Annotated in this window: 24 protein-coding genes; 11 read left to right on the forward strand and 13 right to left on the reverse strand. The window is 68.9% G+C overall.

Translation table 11 applies throughout. The annotated features are described in order from the left end of the window. The first annotated feature begins 49 nt into the window (after nt 1–49). Nucleotides 50–316 (forward strand): DUF3892 domain-containing protein, encoded by a 267-nt coding sequence (locus Q7V15_RS00780; protein ID WP_304752955.1) that lies wholly within the window; start codon nt 50–52, stop codon nt 314–316. Nucleotides 317–327: 11 nt separating this feature from the next. Here Q7V15_RS00780 and Q7V15_RS00785 read toward each other — a convergent pair whose 3' ends face one another. Further along, nucleotides 328–1,338, reverse strand: a complete 1,011-nt coding sequence (locus Q7V15_RS00785; RefSeq protein ID WP_304752958.1) for a ligase-associated DNA damage response exonuclease — start codon at nt 1,336–1,338, stop codon at nt 328–330. A 358-nt stretch (nt 1,339–1,696) separates the two neighbouring features. Here Q7V15_RS00785 and Q7V15_RS00790 point away from each other — a divergent pair, with 358 nt between their 5' ends. The 3 genes from Q7V15_RS00790 (at nt 1,697) to Q7V15_RS00800 (ending at nt 4,469) form a co-directional block, all read left to right on the forward strand. Next, nucleotides 1,697–2,152 (forward strand): PaaI family thioesterase, encoded by a 456-nt coding sequence (locus Q7V15_RS00790; protein WP_304752961.1) that lies wholly within the window; start codon nt 1,697–1,699, stop codon nt 2,150–2,152. Continuing rightward, on the forward strand, nt 2,149–2,574 hold the full coding sequence (locus Q7V15_RS00795; RefSeq protein WP_304752963.1) for a PaaI family thioesterase: 426 nt from the start codon (nt 2,149–2,151) through the stop codon (nt 2,572–2,574). Before Q7V15_RS00790 ends, Q7V15_RS00795 begins: the two co-directional genes overlap by 4 nt. Before the next feature lie 212 nt (nt 2,575–2,786). Further along, a complete protein-coding gene (locus Q7V15_RS00800) occupies nt 2,787–4,469 on the forward strand; it encodes a lysine--tRNA ligase (RefSeq protein ID WP_304753031.1) in 1,683 nt (560 codons plus the stop codon). 11 nt (nt 4,470–4,480) lie between these two features. On the opposite strand, the gene Q7V15_RS00805 is transcribed toward Q7V15_RS00800, so the two are convergent. Then, the gene (locus tag Q7V15_RS00805) at nt 4,481–6,937 is read right to left on the reverse strand and encodes a zinc-dependent metalloprotease (protein WP_304752965.1); all 2,457 of its coding nucleotides are present in this window, start codon (nt 6,935–6,937) and stop codon (nt 4,481–4,483) included. Between the two features lie 199 nt (nt 6,938–7,136). Between Q7V15_RS00805 and Q7V15_RS00810 the strand changes: the two genes are divergently transcribed. The 3 genes from Q7V15_RS00810 (at nt 7,137) to Q7V15_RS00820 (ending at nt 9,938) form a co-directional block, all read left to right on the forward strand. Further along, nucleotides 7,137–7,616: a MerR family DNA-binding transcriptional regulator gene (locus Q7V15_RS00810; RefSeq protein ID WP_304752967.1), complete on the forward strand. Its 480-nt coding sequence runs from the start codon at nt 7,137–7,139 to the stop codon at nt 7,614–7,616. A gap of 79 nt (nt 7,617–7,695) precedes the next feature. After that, entirely contained in the window at nt 7,696–9,483 is a 1,788-nt protein-coding gene (locus Q7V15_RS00815; RefSeq protein WP_304752970.1) for an acyl-CoA dehydrogenase C-terminal domain-containing protein, read from the forward strand. Continuing rightward, entirely contained in the window at nt 9,483–9,938 is a 456-nt protein-coding gene (locus Q7V15_RS00820) for an OsmC family protein (protein WP_304752973.1), read from the forward strand. Before Q7V15_RS00815 ends, Q7V15_RS00820 begins: the two co-directional genes overlap by 1 nt. 99 nt (nt 9,939–10,037) lie before the next feature. On the opposite strand, the gene Q7V15_RS00825 is transcribed toward Q7V15_RS00820, so the two are convergent. The 3 genes from Q7V15_RS00825 to Q7V15_RS00835 form a co-directional block, all read right to left on the reverse strand. Next, nucleotides 10,038–10,535, reverse strand: a complete 498-nt coding sequence (locus tag Q7V15_RS00825) for a very short patch repair endonuclease (RefSeq protein ID WP_304752976.1) — start codon at nt 10,533–10,535, stop codon at nt 10,038–10,040. Nucleotides 10,536–10,552: 17 nt separating this feature from the next. Next, nucleotides 10,553–11,542, reverse strand: a complete 990-nt coding sequence (cysK, locus tag Q7V15_RS00830; protein ID WP_304752978.1) for a cysteine synthase A — start codon at nt 11,540–11,542, stop codon at nt 10,553–10,555. A 75-nt stretch (nt 11,543–11,617) separates the two neighbouring features. Next, on the reverse strand, nt 11,618–12,760 hold the full coding sequence (locus Q7V15_RS00835) for a DNA cytosine methyltransferase (RefSeq protein ID WP_304752981.1): 1,143 nt from the start codon (nt 12,758–12,760) through the stop codon (nt 11,618–11,620). A gap of 47 nt (nt 12,761–12,807) precedes the next feature. Here Q7V15_RS00835 and Q7V15_RS00840 point away from each other — a divergent pair, with 47 nt between their 5' ends. After that, on the forward strand, nt 12,808–13,335 hold the full coding sequence (locus tag Q7V15_RS00840; RefSeq protein WP_304752984.1) for a COG3650 family protein: 528 nt from the start codon (nt 12,808–12,810) through the stop codon (nt 13,333–13,335). 15 nt (nt 13,336–13,350) lie between these two features. Here Q7V15_RS00840 and Q7V15_RS00845 read toward each other — a convergent pair whose 3' ends face one another. Continuing rightward, complete coding sequence (locus Q7V15_RS00845) at nt 13,351–13,482, reverse strand: hypothetical protein (protein ID WP_304752985.1); 132 nt, start codon at nt 13,480–13,482, stop codon at nt 13,351–13,353. Between the two features lie 169 nt (nt 13,483–13,651). Between Q7V15_RS00845 and Q7V15_RS00850 the strand changes: the two genes are divergently transcribed. Further along, complete coding sequence (locus Q7V15_RS00850) at nt 13,652–13,999, forward strand: winged helix-turn-helix domain-containing protein (RefSeq protein WP_304752986.1); 348 nt, start codon at nt 13,652–13,654, stop codon at nt 13,997–13,999. Nucleotides 14,000–14,002: 3 nt separating this feature from the next. Here the strand turns inward: Q7V15_RS00850 and Q7V15_RS00855 are convergent, their stop codons facing one another. From Q7V15_RS00855 to modA, 3 genes are read right to left on the reverse strand one after another with little or no spacing between them, the layout of a single operon-like run. Then, the gene (locus Q7V15_RS00855) at nt 14,003–14,752 is read right to left on the reverse strand and encodes an ABC transporter ATP-binding protein (RefSeq protein ID WP_304752988.1); all 750 of its coding nucleotides are present in this window, start codon (nt 14,750–14,752) and stop codon (nt 14,003–14,005) included. After that, nucleotides 14,745–15,413 carry a molybdate ABC transporter permease subunit gene (modB, locus tag Q7V15_RS00860; RefSeq protein ID WP_304752990.1) on the reverse strand — a complete coding sequence of 223 codons (669 nt, stop codon included), beginning with the start codon at nt 15,411–15,413 and terminating at the stop codon, nt 14,745–14,747. The genes Q7V15_RS00855 and modB overlap by 8 nt, the downstream gene beginning before the upstream one ends. Then, entirely contained in the window at nt 15,413–16,273 is an 861-nt protein-coding gene (gene modA, locus Q7V15_RS00865; RefSeq protein ID WP_304752992.1) for a molybdate ABC transporter substrate-binding protein, read from the reverse strand. The genes modB and modA overlap by 1 nt, the downstream gene beginning before the upstream one ends. Before the next feature lie 104 nt (nt 16,274–16,377). Between modA and Q7V15_RS00870 the strand changes: the two genes are divergently transcribed. Continuing rightward, nucleotides 16,378–18,117: an amidohydrolase family protein gene (locus tag Q7V15_RS00870; RefSeq protein WP_304752995.1), complete on the forward strand. Its 1,740-nt coding sequence runs from the start codon at nt 16,378–16,380 to the stop codon at nt 18,115–18,117. Between the two features lie 80 nt (nt 18,118–18,197). Continuing rightward, nucleotides 18,198–20,024: a DNA helicase RecQ gene (gene recQ / locus Q7V15_RS00875; RefSeq protein ID WP_304752997.1), complete on the forward strand. Its 1,827-nt coding sequence runs from the start codon at nt 18,198–18,200 to the stop codon at nt 20,022–20,024. Nucleotides 20,025–20,094: 70 nt separating this feature from the next. Here recQ and Q7V15_RS00880 read toward each other — a convergent pair whose 3' ends face one another. From Q7V15_RS00880 to Q7V15_RS00895, 4 genes are all read right to left on the reverse strand, one after another. After that, nucleotides 20,095–20,967, reverse strand: coding sequence for a hypothetical protein (locus Q7V15_RS00880; protein WP_304752999.1), 873 nt, complete (start codon nt 20,965–20,967; stop codon nt 20,095–20,097). 134 nt (nt 20,968–21,101) lie between these two features. Then, nucleotides 21,102–21,668: an AAA family ATPase gene (locus tag Q7V15_RS00885; protein WP_304753001.1), complete on the reverse strand. Its 567-nt coding sequence runs from the start codon at nt 21,666–21,668 to the stop codon at nt 21,102–21,104. A gap of 307 nt (nt 21,669–21,975) precedes the next feature. Beyond that, nucleotides 21,976–22,806, reverse strand: a complete 831-nt coding sequence (locus Q7V15_RS00890) for an outer membrane protein (protein WP_304753002.1) — start codon at nt 22,804–22,806, stop codon at nt 21,976–21,978. Nucleotides 22,807–22,953: 147 nt separating this feature from the next. Then, entirely contained in the window at nt 22,954–24,240 is a 1,287-nt protein-coding gene (locus Q7V15_RS00895) for a cytochrome P450 (RefSeq protein WP_304753005.1), read from the reverse strand. Between the last annotated feature and the right edge of the window lie 100 nt (nt 24,241–24,340).

Genomic DNA, 24,340 nt, shown 5'->3' on the forward strand with positions numbered 1-24,340 from the left:
TTCGGCTATAGCGGAGACGACAGCCGCCCAAGACCGTGAGCCCCTGACCATGGCCGACGCCCGCGTGACCTGCATCACGAGACAGCCCCGCAAGAACCCCCACGAGGGGATCACCCATCTGGGCGGCAATGGCTGGAAGCGCAGCAAGGCCGAGGTGATCGCCGCCATCGAGGGGGGCCGCGACACCTTCTACCTCCAGGTCGGAGGCGAGCGGTCCGAGATCAATGTGCTCAATGGCCCGAGCGGCAAGTACCTGCGGGCCTATGCCCGGGGCCAGTGGAACGACAGCCTGCTGACCCTGCCCCCCTGCATCTGAGCCCGGCCGCCTCACGCCTCGTCCTCTTCCTCATAGCCGACCAGGGCCAGCGCCCGGGCCGGAATGCCCTGCAGTTCAGCCCAGCGGGCCAGGGCTTCCTCGCGGCCATGGGTGATCCACAGTTCGCCAGGGCGGATCTCGTCCACCGTGGCGGTCAGTTCGTCCCAGTCGGCATGGTCGGAGATGATCAGCGGCAGTTCGACGCCCCGCTGGCGCGCCCGGGCGCGGACCCGCATCCAGCCTGAGGCGAAGGCCAGGACCGGGTCATTGAACCGGCGCCCCCAGCGGTCCGCCAGGGCCGAGGGCGGGCCGACCACGATGGCGCCGGCGAAGTCCTGCTTCTTGTCGGTGGTGGCGGGCAGCAGGGGGCCAAGGTCCACCCCGTGGTCCTCATAGAGGCGGTTCAGGCGCTCCAAGGCGCCGTGGACATAGATCGGCTTGTCCCAGCCGCCCTCGCGCAGCAGGCGGATCACCCGCTGGGCCTTGCCGAGGGCATAGGCGCCGACCATGTGGGTCCGCTCGGGAAACTGGGCCACTGAGCGCAGCAGCCGGGCGATCTCGCCGGCGTCGTCGGGGTGGCGGAAGACCGGCAGGCCGAAGGTCGCCTCGGTGATGAAGACGTCGCAGGGGACCGGCTCGAAGGCCTGGCAGGTGGGGTCGCGCCTGCGCTTGTAGTCGCCGGACACCACCATGGTCAGACCCTTCCAGCGGACCACCGCCTGGGCCGAGCCCAGCACGTGACCGGCCGGGACCAGGGTCACCGCCACATCGTCCCGGGCGACCGTCTCCCCATAGGGGGCGGCCTGGCGGGCGCCGGCGAAATCCGCGCCATAGCGCTCGCCCATGATGGCCAGGGTTTCCGGCGTGGCCAGCACGGCGCCGTGGCCGGCGCGGGCGTGGTCGGCATGGCCGTGGGTCACCACCGCGCGCGCCACCGGCCGGACCGGGTCGATATAGAAATCGCCGGGCGCGCAATAGAGCCCCTCAGGGCGGGGACAGAGCAGGTCCTGCGGTCTGATCATCGCCTCTCCAGATGGTGCGCCCGGCGCCGCGCCGCCAGATTACGAAACGTCCACTTCATTACACAGTATTCACATTGTGAAATCGAGCTCATGACCAAGACTTAACGAGTATTCCGAAGAGCGAGAAACTATACACGGGTCATCGGAACGCGGCCGACGCGCTCCACCCACACAAACCTGAAGAGACCCGCCATGATCCGCTCCAACCTCCTTGCCTTCGCCAACATCGCTCTGGCCGCCACCCCTGTCCTGGCCATCGCCATCGCCGCCTACAGCAACACCCTGCCGCTGTTCTAAGACGCTCGGGCGGCGCCGTTTTCGTTGACCGCCCCGAGGGCAAGCCGCTAGGCCCTCAGGGATGGTCAAGCCGCCCGATTTCATCGCCGCCATGACCGGGAGCCTCAATGAGGAGGCGGCCCGGCACATGGTCACCCGCACGCCCCAGACAGAGGCGCTGGGCTTCCAGTTCGTCTCCATCAGTGAAGCCCGCGGCGCCATCCGGGTTCCCTGGCGCGCCGACCTGGTGGGGGACCCCGAGACCGGGGTCATCGCCTCCGGCGTCGTCACCACCCTGCTCGACCATGTGTGCGGCCTGTCGATCCGGGCGGCTGACGCCGTCCCCCAGGGCACGCTGGACCTGCGCATCGACTATATGCGGCCGGCCAGACCCCAGGCCGATCTGATCGCCGATGGCCATTGCTACAAGCTGACCCGCACCATCGCCTTCGTCCGGGCGCTGGCCCATGACGGCGACCCCGACGATCCGGTGGCCACCGCCCAGGCGGCCTTCGCCCTGATCGGAGGCGGCGCATGAGCTCCGACACCACCCCGGCCGAGCGGCTGGCCGCCTTCCTGGCGCGCACCCCCTATATCGCTTTCCTCGGCATGCGGGCCGAGCTGGCCGGGGACGAGATGACCGCCATCCTGCCGTTTTCGCCGCACCTGATCGGCAACACCCTGCTGCCGGCCCTGCATGGCGGCGTGCTCGGCGCCTTCATGGAGATGACGGCGCTCGCCCAACTGGCGGTGATCACCGGCGGGCCGCGGCCCGCCAAGACCATCGACGTCACCATCGACTATCTGCGGCCCGGCCGCGCCATGGACACCTATGCCCGGGCGCAGATCAAGAAGGCCGGCCGCCGGATCTCATCGGTCCACGTCGAGGCCTGGCAGGAGGCCCGCGCCAAGCCCGTCGCCGCCATCCGCGGCCACTTCCAGATGCCCACGGAGGGCTAAGGGCCGCTTTCTTCCGCGCCGCAGGCGCCGTTAAGGGGGTCACACGAAGAGCACGAAGGATTGCAAAGGACACGAAGGGCGCCCCGCTCCCTCGCCTTGTGTCCTTCGCGGCCCTTTGTGTGCTTTGTGTCGCGTCTTTTTTCGCGGTGCGCGCAGGCCATGGGGAGGAATGCCGCTTGAGGCAGGCGGTCATGCGCGCTACCGCCTGCGGCATGCTTCAGGGACTTTCACATTCGGCCCAAGGGGCCAAGAGCTGGCCGTTCGAACAGGCGCGCGCCCTGCTGGCGCGGATCCTGCGCCTGCGGCTGTCCGACGCCGAGCGGGATCTGGCCGTTACGCTCATCAATGCCGGGAAGGCCGACGAGGCCGTGGCTGCGCTGGAGCCCCTGCAGCGGTCGGTCATCTTCGAGACCGGCTATGGCCCGTCGGGCCTGCCCCATGTGGGCACCTTCGGCGAGGTGGCGCGGACCACCATGGTGCGCACCGCCTTCCGGGCGCTGACCGACGACGCCATCCCCACCCGGCTGATCGCCTTCTCCGACGACATGGACGGGATGCGCAAGGTCCCGCCGGGCCTGCCCAACCAGGAGATGCTGCAGGAGGACCTGGAAAAGTCGCTCAGCGTGGTCCGCGACCCGTTCGGGACCCATGAGAGCTTCGCGGCCCACAACAACGCCCGCCTGCGCGCCTTCCTCGATGGGTTCGGCTTCGACTACGAATTCATGTCGTCGACGGAGGCCTATCGCTCGGGCCGGTTCGACGCGACCCTGCTGGTCGCCCTGGAGCGCTTCGACGCCATCCAGAAGATCATGCTGCCGACGCTGGGCGAGGAGCGCCGCGCCACCTATTCCCCCTTCCTGCCGGTGAGCCCCAAGACCGGCAAGGTGCTGCAGGTCCCGACCCTGGAGCGCCATTTGGACCGCGGGACCATCGTCTTCGCCGACGAGGACGGCGAGCGGATTGAGGTCCCGGTCACTGGCGGCCATGTGAAAATGCAGTGGAAGCCCGACTGGGCCCTGCGCTGGGTCGCGCTCGGCGTCGACTACGAGATGGCCGGCAAGGACCTGATCGACTCGGTCAAGGTCTCCAGCCAGGTCTGCAAGGTGCTGGGCGGAACCCCGCCCGAGGGCTTCAACTACGAGCTCTTCCTCGACGAGGGCGGCCAGAAGATTTCCAAGACCAAGGGCAACGGCTTCTCGATGGAAGAGTGGCTGCGCTACGCCACGCCCGAGAGCCTGGCCTACTACATGTTCCAGTCGCCCAAGTCGGCCAAGCGGCTGCACTTCGACGTGGCCCCCAAGGCGACCGACGAGTACCTGCAGCAGCTGGAATCCTTCAATCGCAAGAAGGCCGAGGGCGCCAACGAGCCGCAGATCGACAACCCAGTCTGGCACGTCCACCGCGGCGCCCCCCCGGCCGAGGGGGCGGCGATCTCGTTTGCTCTGATGCTGAACCTGGTCTCGGCGGCCAACGCCTCGACCAAGGAGATCCTCTGGGGCTTCATCAGCCGCTACATCCCCGGCGCGACGCCCTCCGACCACCCGCTGCTCGACCGCCTGGCGGGCTATGCGATCAACTACTACGAGGACTTCGTGAAGCCCTCGAAGACCTTCCGCGCCCCCACCGACCAGGAACGCGCCGCGATCGAGGACCTGGCCGCCCGCCTGCGGGCCCTGCCCACAGGCGCCGACGCCGAAGCGATCCAGAACGAGGTGTTCGAGGCCGGCAAGGCCGGAGGCTTTGAGCCCCTGCGGGCCTGGTTCACCGCCCTGTACGAAGTCCTGCTGGGCCAGAGCCAGGGGCCGCGCTTCGGCTCCTTCGTGGCCATCTTCGGCGTCGAGCGCACCCTGGACCTGATCGACAAGGCCCTGGCCGGCGAGCTGGTCGCCGGCTGAGGCCTTCTCTGTCAGTCCATGTCCAGCCAGCCCGCTGATCCAATGGGCATGCCGGGCGGGGTTTCGGGGCGGATTTCCTTGGCGGCCGCCAGGCGTCGCAGCTCGGCCGGATTCTCGATCAGAGCGACCAGCCGCGCCCGATGGGCCTGGGCCGCGGCGTCGCCGCCCCGGGCGCCTTTCAGACGGGCGGCGATCGTCTGAAGGGCCGCGCTGGCCTGGGCCGTCACCCCTGGCGAAGCCCCCGGATCCTGGGCCAGCCGGCCCAGGTCCAGGACAGCGCGGGCCTGGGTCCGCTGGGCGATGGGAACAAGGACGGGATCGGCGGGATCAGCGAAGACCTTGCCCACCAGGGCGCCCATCACCTCATCGGCCCCCGGCAGGGACGGGTCGCGACGGTGCTGCTCGATCAGGCGCGCCAGGCGCTGATCGTTGAGCAGAACATCCAGGGGCAGGCTCGCCGCCACCTCGGCCGCCGCCAACGGATCGAAGATCGGTCCGGCCAGGGTGGGGAAGAGCTCAATCTCCGTCTGACGGTCAGGCCGCCCCGTCACCCCGGCCGACATCAGGGGCATGAGCCCCCGAGGGGTTTCCAGGGCGGCCGGGTCCAGGGCCGCCAGCAAGGCCGTGAGCGCGGTCCGCTGCGCCTGGGCCGGAACCGGCGCCGAGGCCTCCTTGCCGTCCCCGATCACCGAATAGGCGAAGTCGACCCCGCCCAGCAGCTTGCCCGCCGCCTCCACCTGATAGCGGTGCATCAGATAGATGGGCACGAATTTGCGGCGCAGGGCGGCCACCGGCTCGCCGGGATAGAGGGCGCCAAGGCCGAAATTCGCCAGGGCGGTCCTGCGCGCGGCCATCATCCGGTCGAGTTCGGCGGCCGGATCGGGGCCATCGTCCCAAAGACTGCCCCAGGGCTGACCCACCGCCAGACCCCGGGAGTCGGCGTCGGTGATGTAGCGCAGGCCGTCCGCCGCTGTGGCGTTCTGGTGCAGCAGGGCCTGGGCCTGATCCTCCGGCCCATAGACGGCCGCGACGCTGAGCTTGTCCCAATCACCGATGCCCGTCGCATAGGCGTCCGACAGGTCGATCCGCCCGTCGGTCAGCAGGATGCGCGGGGCCGGATAGTCCATCACAGAGGTGCGGCCTTGAGTGGAGCCGGCGAAGTTGTGCGCAAAGCCGATGGAATGGCCGACCTCGTGGGCGCCCAGTTGTCGCAGGCGGGCCAGCGCCACCTCCGCCGGGTCGTTGGGGCCGCCCTTGCCCGTCTGGTCGGCGCCCACCAGACCTTCGAAGATCAACATGTCCTGGCGCACCCGCAGGGCGCCCAGCACCACGGCGCCCTTGAGGATCTCACCGGTGCGCGGATCAATGATGGTCTGGCCGTAGGACCAGCCACGGGTCGCGCGATCGGCCCAGTTGATGACGCTGTAGCGGACGTCCAGGGGGTCAGCGTCCGGCGGCAGCAATTCGACCCGGTAGGCGTCCTTGAAGCCGGCGGCCTCAAAGGCGTCAGACCACCAGGCCGCGCCTTCCATCAGGGCGTTGCGGATCGGCTCGGGCGCCGCGGGGTCCATGTAGAAGATGATCGGCTTCTTCACCGGCGAGACCGCCGCGGTGGGGTCGGTCTTCTCCAGACGGAAGCGCAGGGCGTACTGCTTGACGATCGGCTCGCCCAGGGGGGCGGCGAAATCCAGGAACTGCAGGGCGTTGCCGCCGCTGCGGGGGTCGAAGGTGCGCGGCTGGTAGCCCGGCTCGGGCAGCTTGACGAAGGAGTGCCGGACCTTGAGCGTCATCCGCTTGGCGTCGGGGGTGATGTTGGCCACCTCCCGGCCCGGCGTCTCGCTGACATAGGTCTGGATAGCCTCCAGCTCGACATTCTCAGGAAAGGTCTTGGCCTGGGAAGGGTCGGCGAGGCTGAGGTCCTTCGAGAGGCTCCAGCCCGTTTCCCCGGAGTTCTTCATGGCGTCGGCGACGCCCAAGACGTCCTGGGTCAGGAAGCTGGAAATATCAATCAGGATGCGCCCCTGGGCGTCAGTGGACAGCACCTCGCCCGCCCAGACCAGGGAGGGGGCGAAGGCGTCCCGGGCCGAGGCCTGCTCGGCCGCCGGCGCGCCGACGGCGCGGAACCTGGGGTTTTCATATTCGGCCACAACCTTGCCGCCCACCCGGCGAAAGGTCAGCAACCGCGAAGGGCCCAGCCGCGCCTTGTCCAGGCCGATGGGCGCCGAGCCCAGGCCCGTGCGCAGGCTGGCGACGTGGATATAGCGGCCGCTGATCCCCTGGGCGTCCGGGGCCGGCAACAGCATCAGGACCCGACCCCGTTCGGCGTCGGCATAGATCGGGATCAACCCCTCGGTCCGGGAAAGACCGGCGGTGACCTCCCCCAGGGGGCGCGGCGCGGCCTGAACCGCCAGCGGGCAGGAGAAGAGCGCAGCGACAGCGACGGCCGCCAGCAAGGTGTTTCGGTTCATGAAGACGCCCCCAGGTTGACTGCGGGCAACCTAGGTCGCCGCAGGGGCGCCCGTCGACGAAAGAGGCCGAAAACGGCGCTGGAATCGCCGGGCGCCTCGTCTCCAGGCGCCCGTCTCCTTGACGTTAACGTAAGATGCCGCTTACGCTGTCAGCCAGAAACAAGCCGCTAAAAATCAGGCTCAACCGGAGACGCCAAAAATGCCCACCGACCTGCGCCGCCCCCAGCGCACCTATACGATCCGCCAGCTCTGCCTGGAGTTCAAATGCACCCCGCGCGCCCTGCGCTTCTATGAGGACAAGGGCCTGCTGACCCCGGCCCGCGACGGGATGAACCGGGTCTATTCCTACAAGGACCGCGCCCGTCTGAAGCTGATCCTGCAGGGCAAGCGGGTCGGCCTGTCCCTGGCCGAAATCGGGGAAATCCTCGACCTCTATGACCTGGACGACGGCGGGGCGGCCCAGATGGCCAAGTCCCTGCGCAAGTTCAAGGAACGCATCGTCGCCCTGGAAAGCCAGCGGGAAGACATCGACCGGGCGATCAATGAGCTCAAGGTCGGCTGCAACAACCTCGAACAGAAGCTGATCGCCACTCGCCCCGACCTGCTGCCCCGGGCGGCCGACTATGATCAGATGCTGCGTCAGCGCCTTGATGGCGTGGAGCATGTGGGCGCCAAATAGGGCCTCCACCTTCTCAGAACACGACCAGAAGACACCTTGACCGGGCCGGGCGACCGGCCCGGCCGACATCGGAGCCCCCATGCCCTATCAGCCCCCCGTCCGCGACCATCTCTTCCTGCTGCGCGACGTCCTGCAGATCGAACGCTACGGGGACCTGCCCGGCTTCTCCGAAGCCTCCATGGACGTGGTCGCCCAGATCGTCGAAGAGGCCGGCCGCTTCACCGGCGAGGTCCTGGCCCCCCTGAACAGCGTCGGCGACAAGCAGGGCTGCACCTGGCATGCCGACCACTCGGTCACCACGCCCGAGGGGTTCAAGGCCGCCTATAAGGCCCTAGTGGAGGGCGGCTGGCCGGCTCTGGGCGCCGACAAGGCCTATGGCGGCCAGGGCATGGCCCATGTGGTCAACCTGGCCTTCTCCGAGATGTCGTCCTCGGCCAACATGGCCTTTTCCATGTATCCGGGCCTGACGCACGGGGCCTATTCGGCCATCCATACGGGCGGCTCCCAGGCTCAGAAGGACCTCTATCTGCCGAAGCTGGCCTCGGGTGAATGGTGCGGCACCATGAACCTGACCGAACCCCACTGCGGCACCGACCTGGGGCTCCTGCGCACCAAGGCGGTCCCTCAGGGAGACGGCTCCTACCGCATCACCGGCCAGAAGATCTGGATCTCCGGCGGCGAGCACGACATGGCCGACAATATTGTCCACCTGGTCCTGGCGCGGATCGAAGGCGCGCCGGCCGGCACCCGCGGCATCAGCCTGTTCATCGTGCCCAAGTTCATCCCGGACGACCAAGGCAGGCCCGGTGAGCGCAACACGGTCTTCTGCGCCGGCCTGGAAGAGAAGATGGGCATTCACGGCAACGCCACCTGCGTCATCCAGCACGAGGAGTCGGTGGGCTGGCTGGTGGGCGAGGAGAACCAGGGGCTGCGCCTGATGTTCGTGATGATGAACGAGGCCCGCATCGGGGTAGGCCTGCAAGGCGTCGCCCAGGCCGAGGCCGCCTATCAGGCCGCCGCCAGCTTCGCCAAGGACCGCCTGCAGGGCCGCTCGCTGACGGGACCGAAGAACCCGGACGGCCCCGCCGATCCGATCATCGTCCATCCCGACGTGCGCCGCATGCTGCTGGACTCCAAGGCCGTCATCGAGGCCGGCCGCGCCTTCCTGTTCTGGACCGCCCTGCACGGGGACCTGGCCCATGGCAGCCCCGATGAGGCCGTCCGCCAGAAGGGGTCCGACTACATGGCCCTGATGACCCCGGTGGTGAAGGGCTTCCTCACCGACCGCGGTTTCAAGGTCTGTTCCGACGCCGTCCAGGTGCATGGCGGCTCAGGCTTCACCGAGCATTTCCCGGTCAGCCAGTACATGCGCGACTGCCGCATCGCCCTGATCTATGAGGGCACCAACGGGGTCCAGGCCCTGGACCTGGTGGGCCGCAAGCTGGCCGCCGAGGGCGGCCGCGGTGTGATGGGCTTCTTCGCCGAGATCGACGCCTATGTGGGCGCCCATGAGAACGACAAGGCGCTCGCCCCCATCATCGAGGGGTTGTCCCAGGCCAAGGAAGAGCTGCAGGACGCCACCATGTGGCTGATGGCGAATGGCCTGGCCAATCCCGACCATGCCGGCGCGGCGTCGACCGACTACATGCACCTCTTCGGCCTGACGGCGCTCGCCTATATGTGGGCGATGATGGCCCAGGCCGCCCAGGCGAAGATCGCCGCGGGCGACACCGACCCCTTCTACGGGACAAAGCTGGTCCTGGCCCGCTACTATGTGGAGCGCATCCTGCCTGAGACCGGCGCCCACCTGACCAAGCTGAAGACCGGCGCCGACACCCTGATGAGCCTGCCGGCCGAGGCCTTCTGATGGCGACCTATCGGGCCAGCGTGACCTGGCGGCTCTCGGCTGGCGAGGATTTCCCCGCCGGCCGCTACAGCCGCGGCCACGAGCTGGGCTTTGATCGGGGCACGACGGTGCCGGGCACGGCGTCAAGCCACGTGGTGGGCAACAAGTGGTCTGTGGAGGGCGCCGTCGACCCCGAGCAGATGCTGGTGGCGGCCCTGTCCGCCTGCCACATGCTGACCTTCCTGCACCGCGCCCGGCTGGCGGGCTTGGCCGTGGCGTCCTATGCCGACGCAGCTGAAGGCGTGATGAGCGAGATCAGCCCGGGTCGACAGGCTGTGACCAAGGTCACCCTGCATCCCGCCATCGAATGGGATGGCCCTGCGCCGGACGCCGAAACCCTGGCGCGGCTGCATCACGAGGCCCACGAGGAGTGCTTCATCGCCAATTCGGTGAAGACCGAGGTGGTGGTGGCATAGTCTTTCACGCCCGCGACGCCTTCGGGACCGCAGGCGCCGTCAAGATCGGACACGAAGGACACCAAGGTTGCACGAAGGGCACGAAGGGTGAGGCGGCCCTCACTTTGTGTCCTTAGCGCCCCCTTCGTGCCCTTTGTGTCCCCGCTTTACAGCGCTGACGCGCCTCCCAGGGCTGGAGCTGAGCGGCGCCCTATCCAGCAGCGCAGCCAGCCGCGCCTCCAGCGCCGCCTCGTTCTTCATCTCGCACTCCCAGACCACCTCGACCCGCCAGCCGGTCTCGGCAAGCCTCGCTCCCACAGCGGCGTCGCGCGCCCGGTTGCGGCCCACCTTGGCCAGCCAGTAGTCGCGGTTGGCCTTGGGCACGCGGGCGCCCCGGGCGCAGTCATGGCCATGCCAGAAGCAGCCGTGGGCGAAGATGGCCAGCCTGCGCCCCGGCAGGACGATGTCCGGCGACCCGGGTAAATCCCTGCGGTTCAGGCGGTAGCGGGCGCCGAGGCCGGTCAGCAGGCGGCGCAGGGTGCGCTCGGGGCCCGTGCCCGTGCCCTTGACCTGCCGCATGACGGCCGAGCGCTTGGCCGCGTCATAGACGTCGCCCACGCCCGGCCGCTCCGGTTCTAGAGGCCGTCGAACAGGGCCGTCGACAGGTAGCGCTCGGCGAAGCTCGGGATGATGGCGACGATGGTCTTGCCGGCCATGTCGTCCCGCGCCGCCACATGGAAGGCCGCCGTCAGGGCCGCGCCGGACGAGATGCCCACCGGCAGCCCCTCCTCCCGGGCCACACGCCGGGCCATGGCGAAGCTGTCGTCATTGGACACCTGCACCACCTCGTCGATGACGCTGCGGTCGAGGATGGAGGGCACGAAGCCCGCCCCGATGCCCTGAATCTTGTGCGGTCCAGGCTGGCCGCCGGACAGCACCGGGGAGGCCTCGGGCTCGACGGCGATCATCTTCAGCGAGGCCTTGCGGGCCTTCAACACCTGGCCGACGCCGGTGATGGTGCCGCCGGTGCCAACCCCGGAGATCACCGCGTCCACCCTGCCCTCGGTGTCGTTCCAGATCTCTTCGGCGGTGGTGACCCGGTGGATCAGCGGATTGGCGCCATTGTCGAACTGCTGGGGCATGACCGCCCCCGGGGTCGCCTCGACGATCTCGCGGGCGCGGGCCACCGCGCCGGCCATGCCGCGCTCGGCCGGTGTGAGTTCCAGTTTGGCGCCCAGCAGGGCCAGCATCTTGCGCCGCTCGATGGACATGCTCTCGGGCATCACCAGGGTCAGGGGATAGCCCTTGGCGGCGGCCACGAAGGCCAGGGCGATGCCGGTATTGCCGCTGGTGGGCTCGACGATGGTGGAGCCCGGCTTGAGAATCCCCTGCGCCTCCAGGGCCTCGATCATGGCCACCCCGATGCGGTCCTTCACCGAGGCGATCGGATTGAAGAATTCCAGCTTGGCCAGCACCTCGCCCTTGGGCTTCAGCGCCGCGGTCAGGCGCGGCAGGCGCACCAGAGGGGTGTCGCCGATGGTGTCGATGATGGAGTCATAGACGCGGCCCCGCCCCGCCTTGCGGTGGCGCTCGGCGTCGTAGGTCTTGTCAGAAGTGGCGTCCATGGACCTGCCTTCTCAATTCGCGTGTCATGCCCTTTGAACGCGAACTTAGGGGCTCAGGTCGCAATTGTAAGCCGGTCATTCGGCGGCGAGGGCCCTGGCGTCGCCCCCGACCAGGGCGCCGAGCAGGTTTTCCCCCAGCCAGGCCACCACCGGAACCACCACCCCGTCGCCCGTGACTTGCAGGGCGCCATTGGCCGAGCCGGGCAGGGCGTAAGTCTCCGGCAAGCCCATCAGGCGGGCGGACTCCCTGGGGGAAATGAGGCGCGAGCGCAGGCCCCCGCCGTCGGCGATGAGCAGCATCTGGCGTGAAGAGCCCCCGGCCGGCATCCGCAGGCAGCCGGCGAGACCGTCCAGGCGCACCTCGGCCCGCTGCACCCGGACGCCATTCTCGGTGCGGATCCGCCGGTAGGCCGCCCCCACTACCCGTTCCTTGGCGCTCCGCTCGGCCTCGAACCGTCGCCGGTGGAGGGGCGACATCTGGTCGAGCAGCAACTGGGTCTGGGCCGCCGTGCGCCAGGCCACCGCCCCGTCATCCTCCAGCACGCTGGCAAGCTCGGTGTTGCGCGAAGGCGGCGCCGGCAGCCGCCACCAGACCCAGCGGGCCGTGAGGTCAGCTGGCAGGCGACCATGAGCCTCGACCAGAGCGCGGCTATGAAACGGGCCTTCGCCGACCAATGAGGCCGGCGGGGCCGACTTGGTCGCCACCACGAAGACCCGCGGCCGCGACTGGGGCACGAAGCGGGCGGCGTCGATCTCCAGGGCGCCGAAGTGGTAGCCCTCATCGGCCAGGGCCTGGCACAGGGCCTGAAAGTCGGCGCCGCCGTGGGAGGTCAGCAGGCCGACCACATTTTCGATGACGATGGTCTTCGGCGCCCGGCCCTCGGCGTTCAGTCCCTGCACGAGCTTCCAGAAGCCGAAGAAGGCCGAAGAGCGGCCGCCGGCCAGGCCCGCCCGGGCGCCCGCCAGGCTGAAGTCCTGGCAAGGAGATGAGGCCCAGGCCAGGTCCGCCTGGTCAGGCAGGTCGGAGGTCTCAAGCGCCCACACGTCGCCCTCGCGGAAATGGGCCTCAGCGTCGGGGAAGTTGGCGCGGTAGGCGCGAGCCTTGACCGGATCGAAGTCGTTGGCGAAGGCGCAGTCCCACGCCTCTCCTAAGCCAAGCCTGGCCATGCCGCCGCCAGCGAAGAACTCGTAGAATTTGGGGCGAAGGTTTCGACTCATGACGGGGGAGTCTAACCTGTCCCGGCCCACGAGAAAGGACCCCTGTCATGCGCGCCGTCTTCAACGCCAAAACCGCGCCGACCCGCCTGCGGGGCGCCTTGATCGTTCCGGCCCTCATTCTCGGCCTGGCCGCCTGCCAGCCCCAGTCTCCGGACGGGGATGAGGCCGCCGCTCCCGCCGACGCGCCGGCCCCCACGCTGGTCCCGCCGCAGGCCGTCGCCCCGGAGCCCCCGGCCGCCACGGGACCCTTCGCCGGCGACATGCGGGCCGTGGGGACCGAGCCCTTCTGGGGCCTGCGGATCGCAGCGACGGAAATCACCCTGGAACGTCCCGACGCGCCGCCGAGCAAGGCGCCCAATCCCGGCCCGAGCCTGGACGGCGATCAGGCCATCTGGCGCACCCGGACCGCCGACGGCGGCGACATGATGATCACCCTGTGGGAAGCCCCCTGTTCTGACGGCATGTCGGACCTGACCTATGCCTATCAGGCGCGGGTCCAGAGCGGGGATGAGACCCTGTCAGGGTGCGCGGGCAAGGAGGGCGCCATGCCGCGGGAGGGCGCCGCCGCGCGGTGAGGCCCGCGGCGGCCGTCAGCTGATATCGAGGGTCGCGATCTGCGGGATCGGTTCGGGAGCCTTGGCGCGGGTCCCGGGGGTCGGCAGGGCAAACCCGATCAGAACGGCGGCCAGGGCCAACAGGACGAAAAAGGCTTTCAAAGCCATGGGTAGGGATTCCTGACGCTGAGGCGTTGTCTCAATTTTGGCCCGGCGTTCGAGCACCCCTGAGAACGGGTCTGGAACACGGCGGGTTCCGCCCTTGCCGCCGCCCTGCGCCTGGGGGAGGCTCCAGCCGCGCGGCCAGATCGGCGCGCCCAGCCCTTGAGCCCCGGTCGTGACAGAGATCAGCCTGAAATTCGACTTCGCCAATGGCGAGCGGCTGGGGCCCGGCAAGATCGATCTGCTGGAGCAGGTGCGCGCACACGGGTCCATCGCCGCGGCCGGCCGGGCCATGGGCATGAGCTATCGCCGCGCCTGGCTGCTGATCGACCGCCTCAACCACATGTTCCTGGAGCCCGTCGTGGTCACCCAGCTCGGCGGCCGGGGCGGCGGGGCGGCGGTCCTGACCCCCTTCGGCGAAGATGTGATCGCCCGCTATCGCGCCCTGCAGACCAAGACCGCCGCAGCCGCAGCCGCTGACCTGGCCGTCCTGGAGGCGGCGCTGCGGCCGAAGGCGGACTGAGCCTCAAACCCCCGGCGAAAGGTCGAGAATCTCCGCCACCCGCTCACTGGCCGGACGGCGCATCACCTCCTCCGGCGTTCCCGTCTGCAGGATCTGGCCCTCATGCAGGACGCTCATCTGATCGGCCAGGGCGCTGGCCTCGTCCAGATCATGGGTGACCAGCAGGATCGGAATCCGCAGGCTCGACCGAAGCTCGGCCAGGTCCTGCTGCAGTCGCCGCCGGGTCCGACGGTCCACCGCGGCGAAGGGCTCGTCCAGCAACAGGACGCCCGGCGACCGGGCCAGGGCCCTGGCGACGGCCACCCGCTGCTGCTCCCCGCCGGAGAGGTCGGCGGGGCGACGATGGGCCTTGTCGGCCAGCCCGACCTGGGTCAGCAGCGCCAGCGCCCGGGCGGCCCGTTCGGTCCGGGCGCTGTGGGCGAGGCTCGTCTCCACATTGGCCTGGGCGCTCATATGCGGAAAGAGCGCGTAGCTCTGGAAGACCATCCCCACCCGCCGATCCTGCGGCGGCAGCCAGGCCCCGGCGGCGGAGTCGAACCAGACCGCCGGCCCGCAGGTGATGTGGCCCGCCTGGGGCCGGTAGAGTCCCGCGATCGCCTTGAGCACCGTGGTCTTGCCCGCGCCTGACGGGCCCACCAGGGCGTGCAGCTGGCCCGGCGCGCAGGCCAGATCCACCGACAGCGGAATGGGCCCTGCCTGGCGCAACCGAACCGCCAGGCCTTCGCCTGCCCCGCCTGGGCCAGCCTCAGCCACGGAGCCGCACCGCGCGTGCGCCCACCCCATAGACCACCGCAATGGCGATGAAGGCGCTGATCAGCAGGAAGGCCGACATGATCCCGGCGGCCGCGGTGTCAAAGGCCTGCACCCGGTCATAGATGCTGACCGCGATGGTCCGGGTCTCGCCGGGGATGGCGCCGCCGACCATCAGGACCACGCCGAACTCGCCCAGGGTGTGGGTGAAGGTCAGAACCGCGGCGCTGAGCAGGCCCGGCCAGGCCAGCGGCAGCTCCACCTTGCGGAAGGTGGCGAAGGTCGACAGCCCGCCGACCCAGGCCGCATGGCGCAGGTCCTGGCCGACGCCTTCAAAGGCGCGTTGCAGGGGCTGGATCGCAAAGGGCAGGTTGAAGACCACCGAGGCGATCAGCAGGCCCGAGAAGCTGAACACCAGGGTGTCGCCGGTGAGGGCCTGCCAGGCCTGGCCGATCGGGCTGGCGACCCCGAGGGCGATCAGCAGGTAGTAGCCGAGCACCGTCGGCGGCAGCACCAGGGGCAGGGTGATGGCCGCCTCCACCCAGCGCTTGCCCCGGAAGTCATGAAAGGCCAGCACCCGGCCCAGGATCACCCCGATGGGCAGCAGGACCAGGGTGGTCGCCCCGGCGAGCTTCAGGGACAGGACTAGGGCGGTCCAATCCATCAGCGGGTCCCCTCGGCCTGGGGCAGGACAAAGCCGTAACGCGCCAGGACCTCACGGGCGACGGGCCCCTGGAGGAAGGCGTAGAAGGCCCGGGCCGTGGCGCTCGCCCCTCGCAACAGCGCCATCTGCTGATCCAGGGGCTGATGAAAGGACTCCGGGATCAGGGCGAAGGTCCCCCGGCGGGCGAACTCCGGCGCCAGCGCCAGCGAATAGGCGATCAGTCCCCCCTGGGCCGAACCGCTGGCGGCGAACTGGGCGGCCTGGGCGGCGTTCTCCCCCAGCACCAGGCGGGACTGGGCGCCCTCCCACAGGCCGGCATGGATCAGCGCCTCCCGCGCGGCCCGGCCATAGGGGGCGTGCTCGGGATTGGCGATGGCCAGTTTGCGCAGGCGGCCATCAGCCAGGGCGGCGGCCAGATCGACCATCTGGGGATCGACCTTGAGGGCTGAGCCCGCCGGCGAAAACAGGACGATCCGCCCCCGGCCATAGGGGGCGCCCTCGCCGTCGGTCAGGCCGGCCTGGGCCAGGCGGCGCACATAGGCCGCATCGGCCGACAGGAAAATCTCGAAGGGCGCGCCCTGCTCGATCTGGGCCGTGAAGGCGCCGGACGAGCCGAACACCAGTCGGAGCGGTCCCCCGCCCTGGGCGCGAAAGGCCTCGAGCGCCTGGGGCAGGGCGAACTGCAGGTCGGCCGCCGCTGCGACAGTGGGTCCGGCCCGGCCTCTGGGCGGGGCGCAACTGGCCGCGACGGTCGCTCCAACCGCGGCGAGGACGCCGCCCAGCACCTCAAATCGGGTCACACCTCGGGGCAAGGCCAGGCTCCAGTCGAAATATCCCGTGAGATATAGCGCGCGGATCATCCCTGTCACGGATTCACGCCGCCCTTGACGTCGGGGCCTCCTCGGGGAGCTAATCGCCGCAAGGACGGGCGATAAAGACCTGTCCACGCCAGGGAGGCGGCGAATTGGAACGGGCATATGACCTCGTCGTGCGCGGCGGGACCGTGGCCGATGGAACCGGCGCGCCGGTCTATGAGGCCGACATCGCGGTCAAGGACGGACGGATCGCCGCCGTGGGCGAGATCCGCGGGAGAGGCGCTGAGGAGATCGACGCCCGCGGGCGTCTGGTGACCCCTGGCTTTGTCGACATCCATACCCACTATGACGGCCAGGCCACCTGGGACGCCCATATGCAGCCCTCGTCCTGGCATGGGGTCACCACCGTGGTCATGGGCAATTGCGGGGTGGGTTTCGCCCCCTGCCGACCCGAAGACCACGACCGGCTGATCCGGCTGATGGAGGGGGTGGAGGACATCCCCTTCCCCGTCCTGACCCAGGGCCTGGCCTGGAACTGGGAAAGCTTCCCCGACTATCTGGACGCCCTGTCCCAGCGGCGGTTCGACGTGGACATCGGCGCCCAACTGCCCCACGCGGCCCTGCGGGTCTATGTGATGGGCGAGCGCGGCGCCGCCCGGGAGGCGGCCACCGCCGCCGACATCACCGCCATGGCCCGCCTGGCCCAGGAGGCCGTGGCCGCCGGCGCCCTGGGCTTCTCCACCTCCCGCACCCTGAATCACCGCACCAGCGATGGTCAGCCGACCCCGACCCTGACGGCGGGCGAGGATGAGCTGACCGGCATCGCCATGGGCCTGGCTCGCGCTGGCAGGGGCGTGCTGCAGGTGGTGTCCGACTTCGCCGACCCCGAGGCCGAGTTCGCCATGTTCCGGCGGATCGTCGAGGCCTCCGGCCGGCCCCTGTCCTTCTCGCTCACTCAAGCCCCCAAGGCGCCCCAGGCCTGGCGGCGGCTGCTGGACGCCCTGACCGAGGCCACCGGCGCGGGCCTGCCCATGAAGGCGCAGGTCTGCGGCCGGCCGGTGGGCATCCTGTTCGGGCTGGAGCTGACCCTCAACCCGTTCAGTCAGCACCCGGCCTACCAGGCGCTGGCCCACCTGCCCCTGGCCGAGCGGGTGGCTCGCCTGCGCGATCCGCAGGTCCGCGCCGCCCTCCTGGGCGAGGGGGCGAGCGCCGCGTCGGGCTTCGCCGCCTCAGCCGCGCGGAACTGGGACAATATGTACCTGATGGGCGAGGTCCCGGACTATGAGCCGAGGCCCAACCAGACCATAGCCGCCCAGGCCCAGAAGGCCGGGGTGAGTCCCGAGGCCCTGGCCCTGGATCAGCTGTTGTCCAATGACGGCCGCGGCATGCTCTACCTGCCCTTCCTCAACTATGCGGAGGGCTCGCTGGCCCCCAGCTACGAGATGCTGGGCCATCCCGATGCGGTGCCCGGCCTGTCGGACGGCGGCGCCCATGTGGGCATGATCTGTGACGGCTCCTTCCCCACCTCCAACCTCACCCACTGGACCCGTGACCGGACCCGGGGGCCGCGCTTTGACCTGGAGGCCATGGTGCGGATGCAGACCCGCGACACCGCCCGGGCCGTCGGCCTCTATGACCGGGGGATGCTGGCGCCCGGCTACCGGGCCGATCTCAACATCATCGACTATGAGAACCTCGCCCTGGAGGCGCCCAGCGTCGCCTATGACCTGCCCGCCGGCGGCCGACGGCTGATCCAGCGGGCCCGGGGCTATCTCGCCACCATCGTCGCCGGCGAGATCACCCAGCGGGACGGGGAGCCCACCGGCGCCCTGCCCGGCCGCCTGCTGCGCGGCGCCCAGGGCGCCCCCGTGGCGATGGCCGCCGAATAGGGGCGCCACAGGGGGAAGGGGCCGGCTCAAACGCGGTTTTCTCTTCGACCGGCCCGCCAACGCACGCCATAAGGCGGCCCATGACCGCTTCGCTCGACGAGGCGCGGGAGGTCCTGCGCCGCACCTTCGGACACACAGATTTCCGGGGCCTTCAGGGCGAGGTGATCACTGAGGCCCTGGCCGGGCGCAGCGCGCTCGCCGTCCTGCCCACCGGCGGCGGCAAGAGCCTCTGCTACCAGATCCCCAGCATGCTGCGGCCAGGGCTCGGCCTTGTGGTTTCTCCCCTGATTGCGCTGATGACCGACCAGGTCGCCGCCCTGCAGCAGTCCGGCGTGGCGGCGGCCCGGCTGGATTCGGCCATCGAGCCCGCCGAGCGGGCCGAGACCTGGCGGCGCGTGGAGGCCGGCGAGCTCGACCTGCTCTATGTGTCGCCCGAGGGCCTGATGGCCCCGCACATGATGGAGCGGCTGCGGCGCACGCCGCTGGCCCTCATCGCCATCGACGAGGCACACTGCGTCAGCCAGTGGGGCCACGACTTCCGCCCCGACTACCGCACGCTCGGCCGGCTGGCCGACCTGTTCCCCGATGTGCCGCGCCTGGCGGTGACCGCCACCGCCGACGCCCGCACCCGGGACGACATCCGCGCCGAGCTGCGCCTGGAAGATGCGCTGGAATTCGTCGCCAGCTTCGCTCGCCCCGAGCTCGCCCTGTTCGCCGAGCGCAAGTCCGGCCCCGCCCAGAAGCGGGTGCTGGAGCTGGTGGCCGAGCGGCGGGGGCGCTCAGGCGTGGTCTATGCCGGCTCCCGCGATGGCACCGAGCGGATCGCCGAGGCCCTGCGCCAGGCCGGCGTCGACGCCCAGGCCTATCATGCGGGCCTGGACAAGCATGTGCGCGCCAACCGGCTCGAAGCGTTTCTCGAGGCCGAGGACGCGGTGATGGTGGCGACCATCGCCTTTGGCATGGGGGTGGACAAGCCCGACGTCCGCTTCGTCATCCATGCCGATCCGCCGGGCTCCATCGAGGCCTATTGGCAGGAGATCGGCCGGGCCGGCCGTGACGGCGATCCGGCCGAGGGCATCACCCTCTATGGCGCCTCCGACCTCGCCTGGGCGCTGAGGCGCATCGACGGCCGGGAAATGGACGAGGCGGTCAAGCAGGTGCAGGTGCGAAAGGTGCGCCAGCTCTACGCCATGCTGGAAGGGGCCGGCTGCCGGGCCGCCGCCGTCCGCCGCTATTTCGGCGAGGAAGGCGTGGAGCCCTGCGGCCAGTGCGACGTCTGCCTCTCCCCGCCGGAGACCCAGGACGCGACCCAGGCCGCCCAGAAGGCGCTGTCAGCCGTCCACCGGATGGGCGGACGGTTTGGCCGCGGCCGGCTGGTGGACCACCTGCTGGGCAAGACCAAGGACCCGTCCGACTTCGAGGCCGGCCTCTCCACCTTCGGGGTCGGCCAGGAGCTGGCCGCGCCGGGCTGGCGCGACCTGATCGACCAGCTCCTGTTCGAGGGCCTGCTGCGGGAGGACCCCAACGACAACCGCCCGCTGATCGCGCTGGGCGAAGCCGAGGGTGTGCGCGCCGTCTATCGGGGCGAGCGGCGGGTGCGGATGCGCAAGGTCGCCCCTGGCGCCGAGCGGAAGGCGCCTGGCCGCCGTCGCGCCAGCGCCAGCGACCTGGCCCTGCCGCCCGCCGACCAGGGCCTGTTCGAAGCCCTGCGCGCCTGGCGCCGCGAGGAGGCCGCCCGCCAGCACGTGCCCCCCTATGTCATCTTCCATGACCGGACCCTCGCCGAAATCGCCCAGGCCAGACCCGCCGCCCAGCGGGCGCTCGGCGCCATCTCCGGCGTCGGCGAAGGCAAACTCGCCCGCTACGGCGAGGCGGTGCTGGCCGTGGTGCGGGGTTTTGAGGGGTGAGGTGAAATAGCAGACATCGATAACGTCAGCGAAGGGTGGTGAGCGGACCTTTGCTGACCGGGTGTCGCGGTCAGTCTGGTCGCCCTGAGGCGAGCCTCCGCTCGACTGTCACGGTCCGACGGTCGGTCTCCCGCACACCATCGGGCTTCACGGTCTCAAGCGTCGTGACAACGGTCCGCCGGGTTGGATTTCCCGAAGGATCGACATCGAAAGTGACCTCGACAGTTCCGGAGACTGACTCATTTGAACGCTCGTCAAGCGCGGTCTCCAGTGTCACTGGGTCCTGCATAATCTCGCCCACAACGACGTCACTCTTGGCGCGAGTCCTCCGGACGGCATCGGGATCGACTGCAAACCTCACGGTGTAAGTCGCACCGTTTGGCCCATCTGAAATGCGCGACAGCGTGCCTGAGCCAAGAGTTTCGGGTTGCTGATAAACGGCTCCCTCTCTGAGGTCCGTACTGAGTAGATTGATTGCTTCAATGTCGGCGATTACTGACTCGGGGTCGCATTCGATGCGAAACGCATTCCAAGTGAAAATCCAGCGCCCGCACATTTCCCGCGTCATTTCCGCCGCCGTAAGCCAGCGGTCGATGCGCTTCTCCAGATCATCACCATTCAGCAATCGCATGGTGCCATCTGACGAATGGAAAATCCGCGCCGGAAACTTCCAGGTGCGCGCCCTATCCTCTTCGGCTGCGTCCGTCGGAAGATCGAACTCCAGTTCAAGCCCCAGATTGCTAACGGCGATCACGCGCTCCAGCATGGCGTCTCGACCACTCAAGCTACCAGAAGAGCCATCGCTGCCTTGCTGGGACGTCTCATAAGACACGATGATTTCGTGCTGCTCGCCTGCTTTAGGATCGAACCCAGATGATGCTGCCATCGTAGAGGTGACGGTCAGCGAGGCAGTGACCCCAGCTATGATAGCGATCCAGTTCATTCCACGACAATGAACATGGGTCTCCTGGATGGCAACGTCCGCAACGGGTCGGGAGCGGAAGCTGCCTTCTTCGCCGGGTTCGGACGCTGCCGGGTCTCAAGCGAGCAAGGATCGTGGGTGGCAGCCAAGGGGCCTCACTCCGGATCGGGATACGCGACGTGCGGCTCGGGCAGGGGCTCCAGCTTCAGCGCCTCCACGATCGCCTGCGCCGCCGCCTCCGGCGCCAGGGCCTCTGTGTCGATGACGAGGTCGGCGGGGATGGGCGGGTAGGCTGCGCCGCCGCCGTCGCGGAACTTCCGCAGCACCTCGCGGGAATGGATCTTCTTTGAGGCCTTGCGGTCGGGGTTTTCGACCCGGCGCATCTGTTCCTCGGGCGAGACGGCGAGCTCGACGAACAGCACCGCGCCGCCATGGCCTTCGACGGCCGCGCGGGTCTCCGCGATGAAGCTGTCGGGCACGGTGCGTTCTGGGGCGAAGGTGAAGATCAGCGGGCGGTCCTGGCGGGCGGCTTCTTCGAACATCGAGAGCCAGTAGAGGCTGCGAAGCCGGATGGCCGGTTCGCTGCCGAATGGGAAGACCGCGGTCACCGCATCCAGGGCCAGGTGGTTGTGGAACAGGGGGTAGTTGGTCAGGGCGGCAAGTTCCCTGGCCACCGTCAGCTTGCCGCAGGCCGCCGGCCCATAGAGAAAGATCAGCTTCATGACGCCCTCCGCCTTGGCGAGGAGGAGCCTACGCGCCTGCCCCACCACCGTCGCCCTCGGACTTGATCGGAGGGCCTATGCACACGGCCGATAGGAAGGTGTTCATGGATGGCCCGGTCAAGCCGGGCCATGACGGGTTGGATCGGCGAAATCTAGAGGAACCACAAAGAACACGAAGATCACTAAGTTAGACGCGGCGGCTTTGTGTGCTTCGTGGTCTTTGTGGTGAAAGACCTGGGTTTCACCCCAACGAAAAACGGCCCGAACCTGCGAGAGGCTCGGGCCGTCCTTCAGACTACAGGATCAATCAGAAGCGGTAGGTGGCCGCCATCCGCACCGAGTGGATGTTGAACTCGTCATTGGTGCGGTTGAAGTCCGTGCCTGCGCCGTTCACCGAGGTGAAGGGGCCGCCGGCCGGGCCGCCCGAGGCGCGGACGGTGTAACCGTCGTCATCCAGGCGGGTGTAGAGATATTCCAGGCCCAGGCTCACATCATTGGTGATCTTGTGCTCGACGCCGGCGCCCAGCTGCCAGCCGTCGGTCCACTTCTTGCTCTCCGACACCTGGGTGAAGGTGTTGGCGGTGTTGGTGGTGGAGAAGCTGCGGTCCATGTCGGCCCAGGCGTAGCCGCCGGTGACATAGGGCAGGGTGTTGCCGACCGCATAGCCGACCCGGGCGCGGGCGGCGAGCAGGCCGTTCAGGTCACGGCGCATGGTGTAGGCCGCGGGCGTGCCGGAAAACGCCGTCACGCTGTCCTTCACGTCGGTGCGCACGGCTTCGCCCAGCACGCCGGCGACGATATTGCCGAACTGCCAGTCATAGCCCATGCGGACGCCGAATTCCGGGCCGCCCTCGTCGCCGCCGCAGCCGCCGGCGCGGGTGGGATTGAAGGTCTGGCCGTCGCAGAAACCGGCGGCGAAGGCGTCGGCGCCGGTCCCGGTGCGCACGGTGTCGCCATAGGTCCCGTCGAGATTGGTGTCGAAGACGATGGATTCATCGCCATCATTCTCGGCCTGCCAGCCATAGCCGGCGACGCCGCCGATATAGGCGCCGGTCCAGTCGCCTGCGGTCTGGGCCTGGGCGGCGGACGCGGCCGTCAGGGCGCCGATGGCGGCGGCTGCGCAAAGCATGGTCTTCATACTGTAATCCTCGTCGTACTGCGTGAAGCCCCCTCAGGCCTCGGACCGCAGACAACGCTTCGGCGCGCTCGCCGATGCCGCAGGGGCGCCCTTTCCCTGCGGCCAAGCTTCACTCGGCCCCCGACTGTGGCCGATGAGTGACAGGGCTTACAGGCGGGTGGGCAGCACCACGCGCATGTCCTCATAGCCCTTCACGAAGATCGAATAGCTGCGCTTGGGCTCGGCCAGGACCTGGATGTCGGGGAAGCGTTTCATGATCTCCTCCCAGATGATGGTCAGCTGCAGCTCGGCCAGGCGGTTGCCCACGCAGCGGTGGATGCCGAAGCCGAAGGACATGTGCTGGCGGGGTCTTGGCCGGTCGATGATGTAGGCGTCGGGGTTTTCGATCACCGTGTCGTCCCGGTTGCCCGAGACGTACCACATGGCAACCTTGTCCCCTTCCTTGATGGTCTTGCCGCCCATCTCGAAGTCCTGGGTCGCCGTCCGCGCCATGTGGGCCAGCGGCGTCTGCCAGCGGATGGTCTCCGACACCATGGACGGGATCAGGTCCGGGTTGGCCCGCAGCTTGGCGTACTGGTCGGGGTTCTGGTTCAGCGCCAGGACCGAGCCGGAAATGGTGTTCCGGGTCGTGTCATTGCCGCCGATGATCAGCAGGGCGACATTGGCGTGGAAGTCGGCCATGGACATGTGCCGGGTCTCCTCCCCATGGGCCAGCATGGAGATCAGATCGCCGGTGGGCTCGGCGTTGACCCGTTCGTTCCACAGGCCGGTGAAGTAGGAAAAGCACTCCCCCATCACCTGGCGCAGCTCGGCGATGTCGGCCACCGGCCCATGCCCGGGCGGCGAGGTCATGGTGTCCGACCAGAAGGTCAGCTTGCGCCGCTCCTCGAAGGGGAAGTTGAACAGGGTGGCGAGCGTCATGGTGGTCAGCTCTTTGGACACCAGGTCCACCCAGTCGAATTCCTCCCCCACCGGCAGGCTGTCGAGGATGAAGCCGGCCCGCTCACGGATCAGCGGGGCCATGACCGACAGGGCCATGGGGGACAGGGCCGGGCTGACCGTCTTGCGCTGCACGTCGTGGCGCGGCGGGTCCATGGCGATGAAATTGGCGCCCGACGGCGCATTGGGGTCGCGGAACCCCTGGGCCGCCTTCGGCGTCAGGGTGATGCCCTTGGCCGAGGAAAACACCTGATGGTTGGAGTCCACCGCCAGGATGTCGTTGTAGCGGGTGATCGACCAGTAGGCGCCGTAGTTGCTGTCGGGCGTGTAGTGGACCGGCGATTCCTTCCGCAGCCGCTCGAAGGTCGGCCACATGGCGTCGTCGCGAAACAGCGAGGCCCGCGCCGGGTGCAGTTCCTCGATGGGGGTCTCATAGGCGGCCTTGCGCGCCGCCTCCCGCTTGTCGCGCAGCACGTCCACATATCCATCGGCCATGACCGTCTCCTACCCTTGAGGGACGGAGGCTCTTGCCGGCCCCGCGCCCAAAACATTTCGGCGCCCATGGAGCCGAACCAAACACAGTTCACCAAGGGAA

The organism is Phenylobacterium sp. (assembly GCF_030651755.1).
GTDB lineage: Bacteria > Pseudomonadota > Alphaproteobacteria > Caulobacterales > Caulobacteraceae > Phenylobacterium.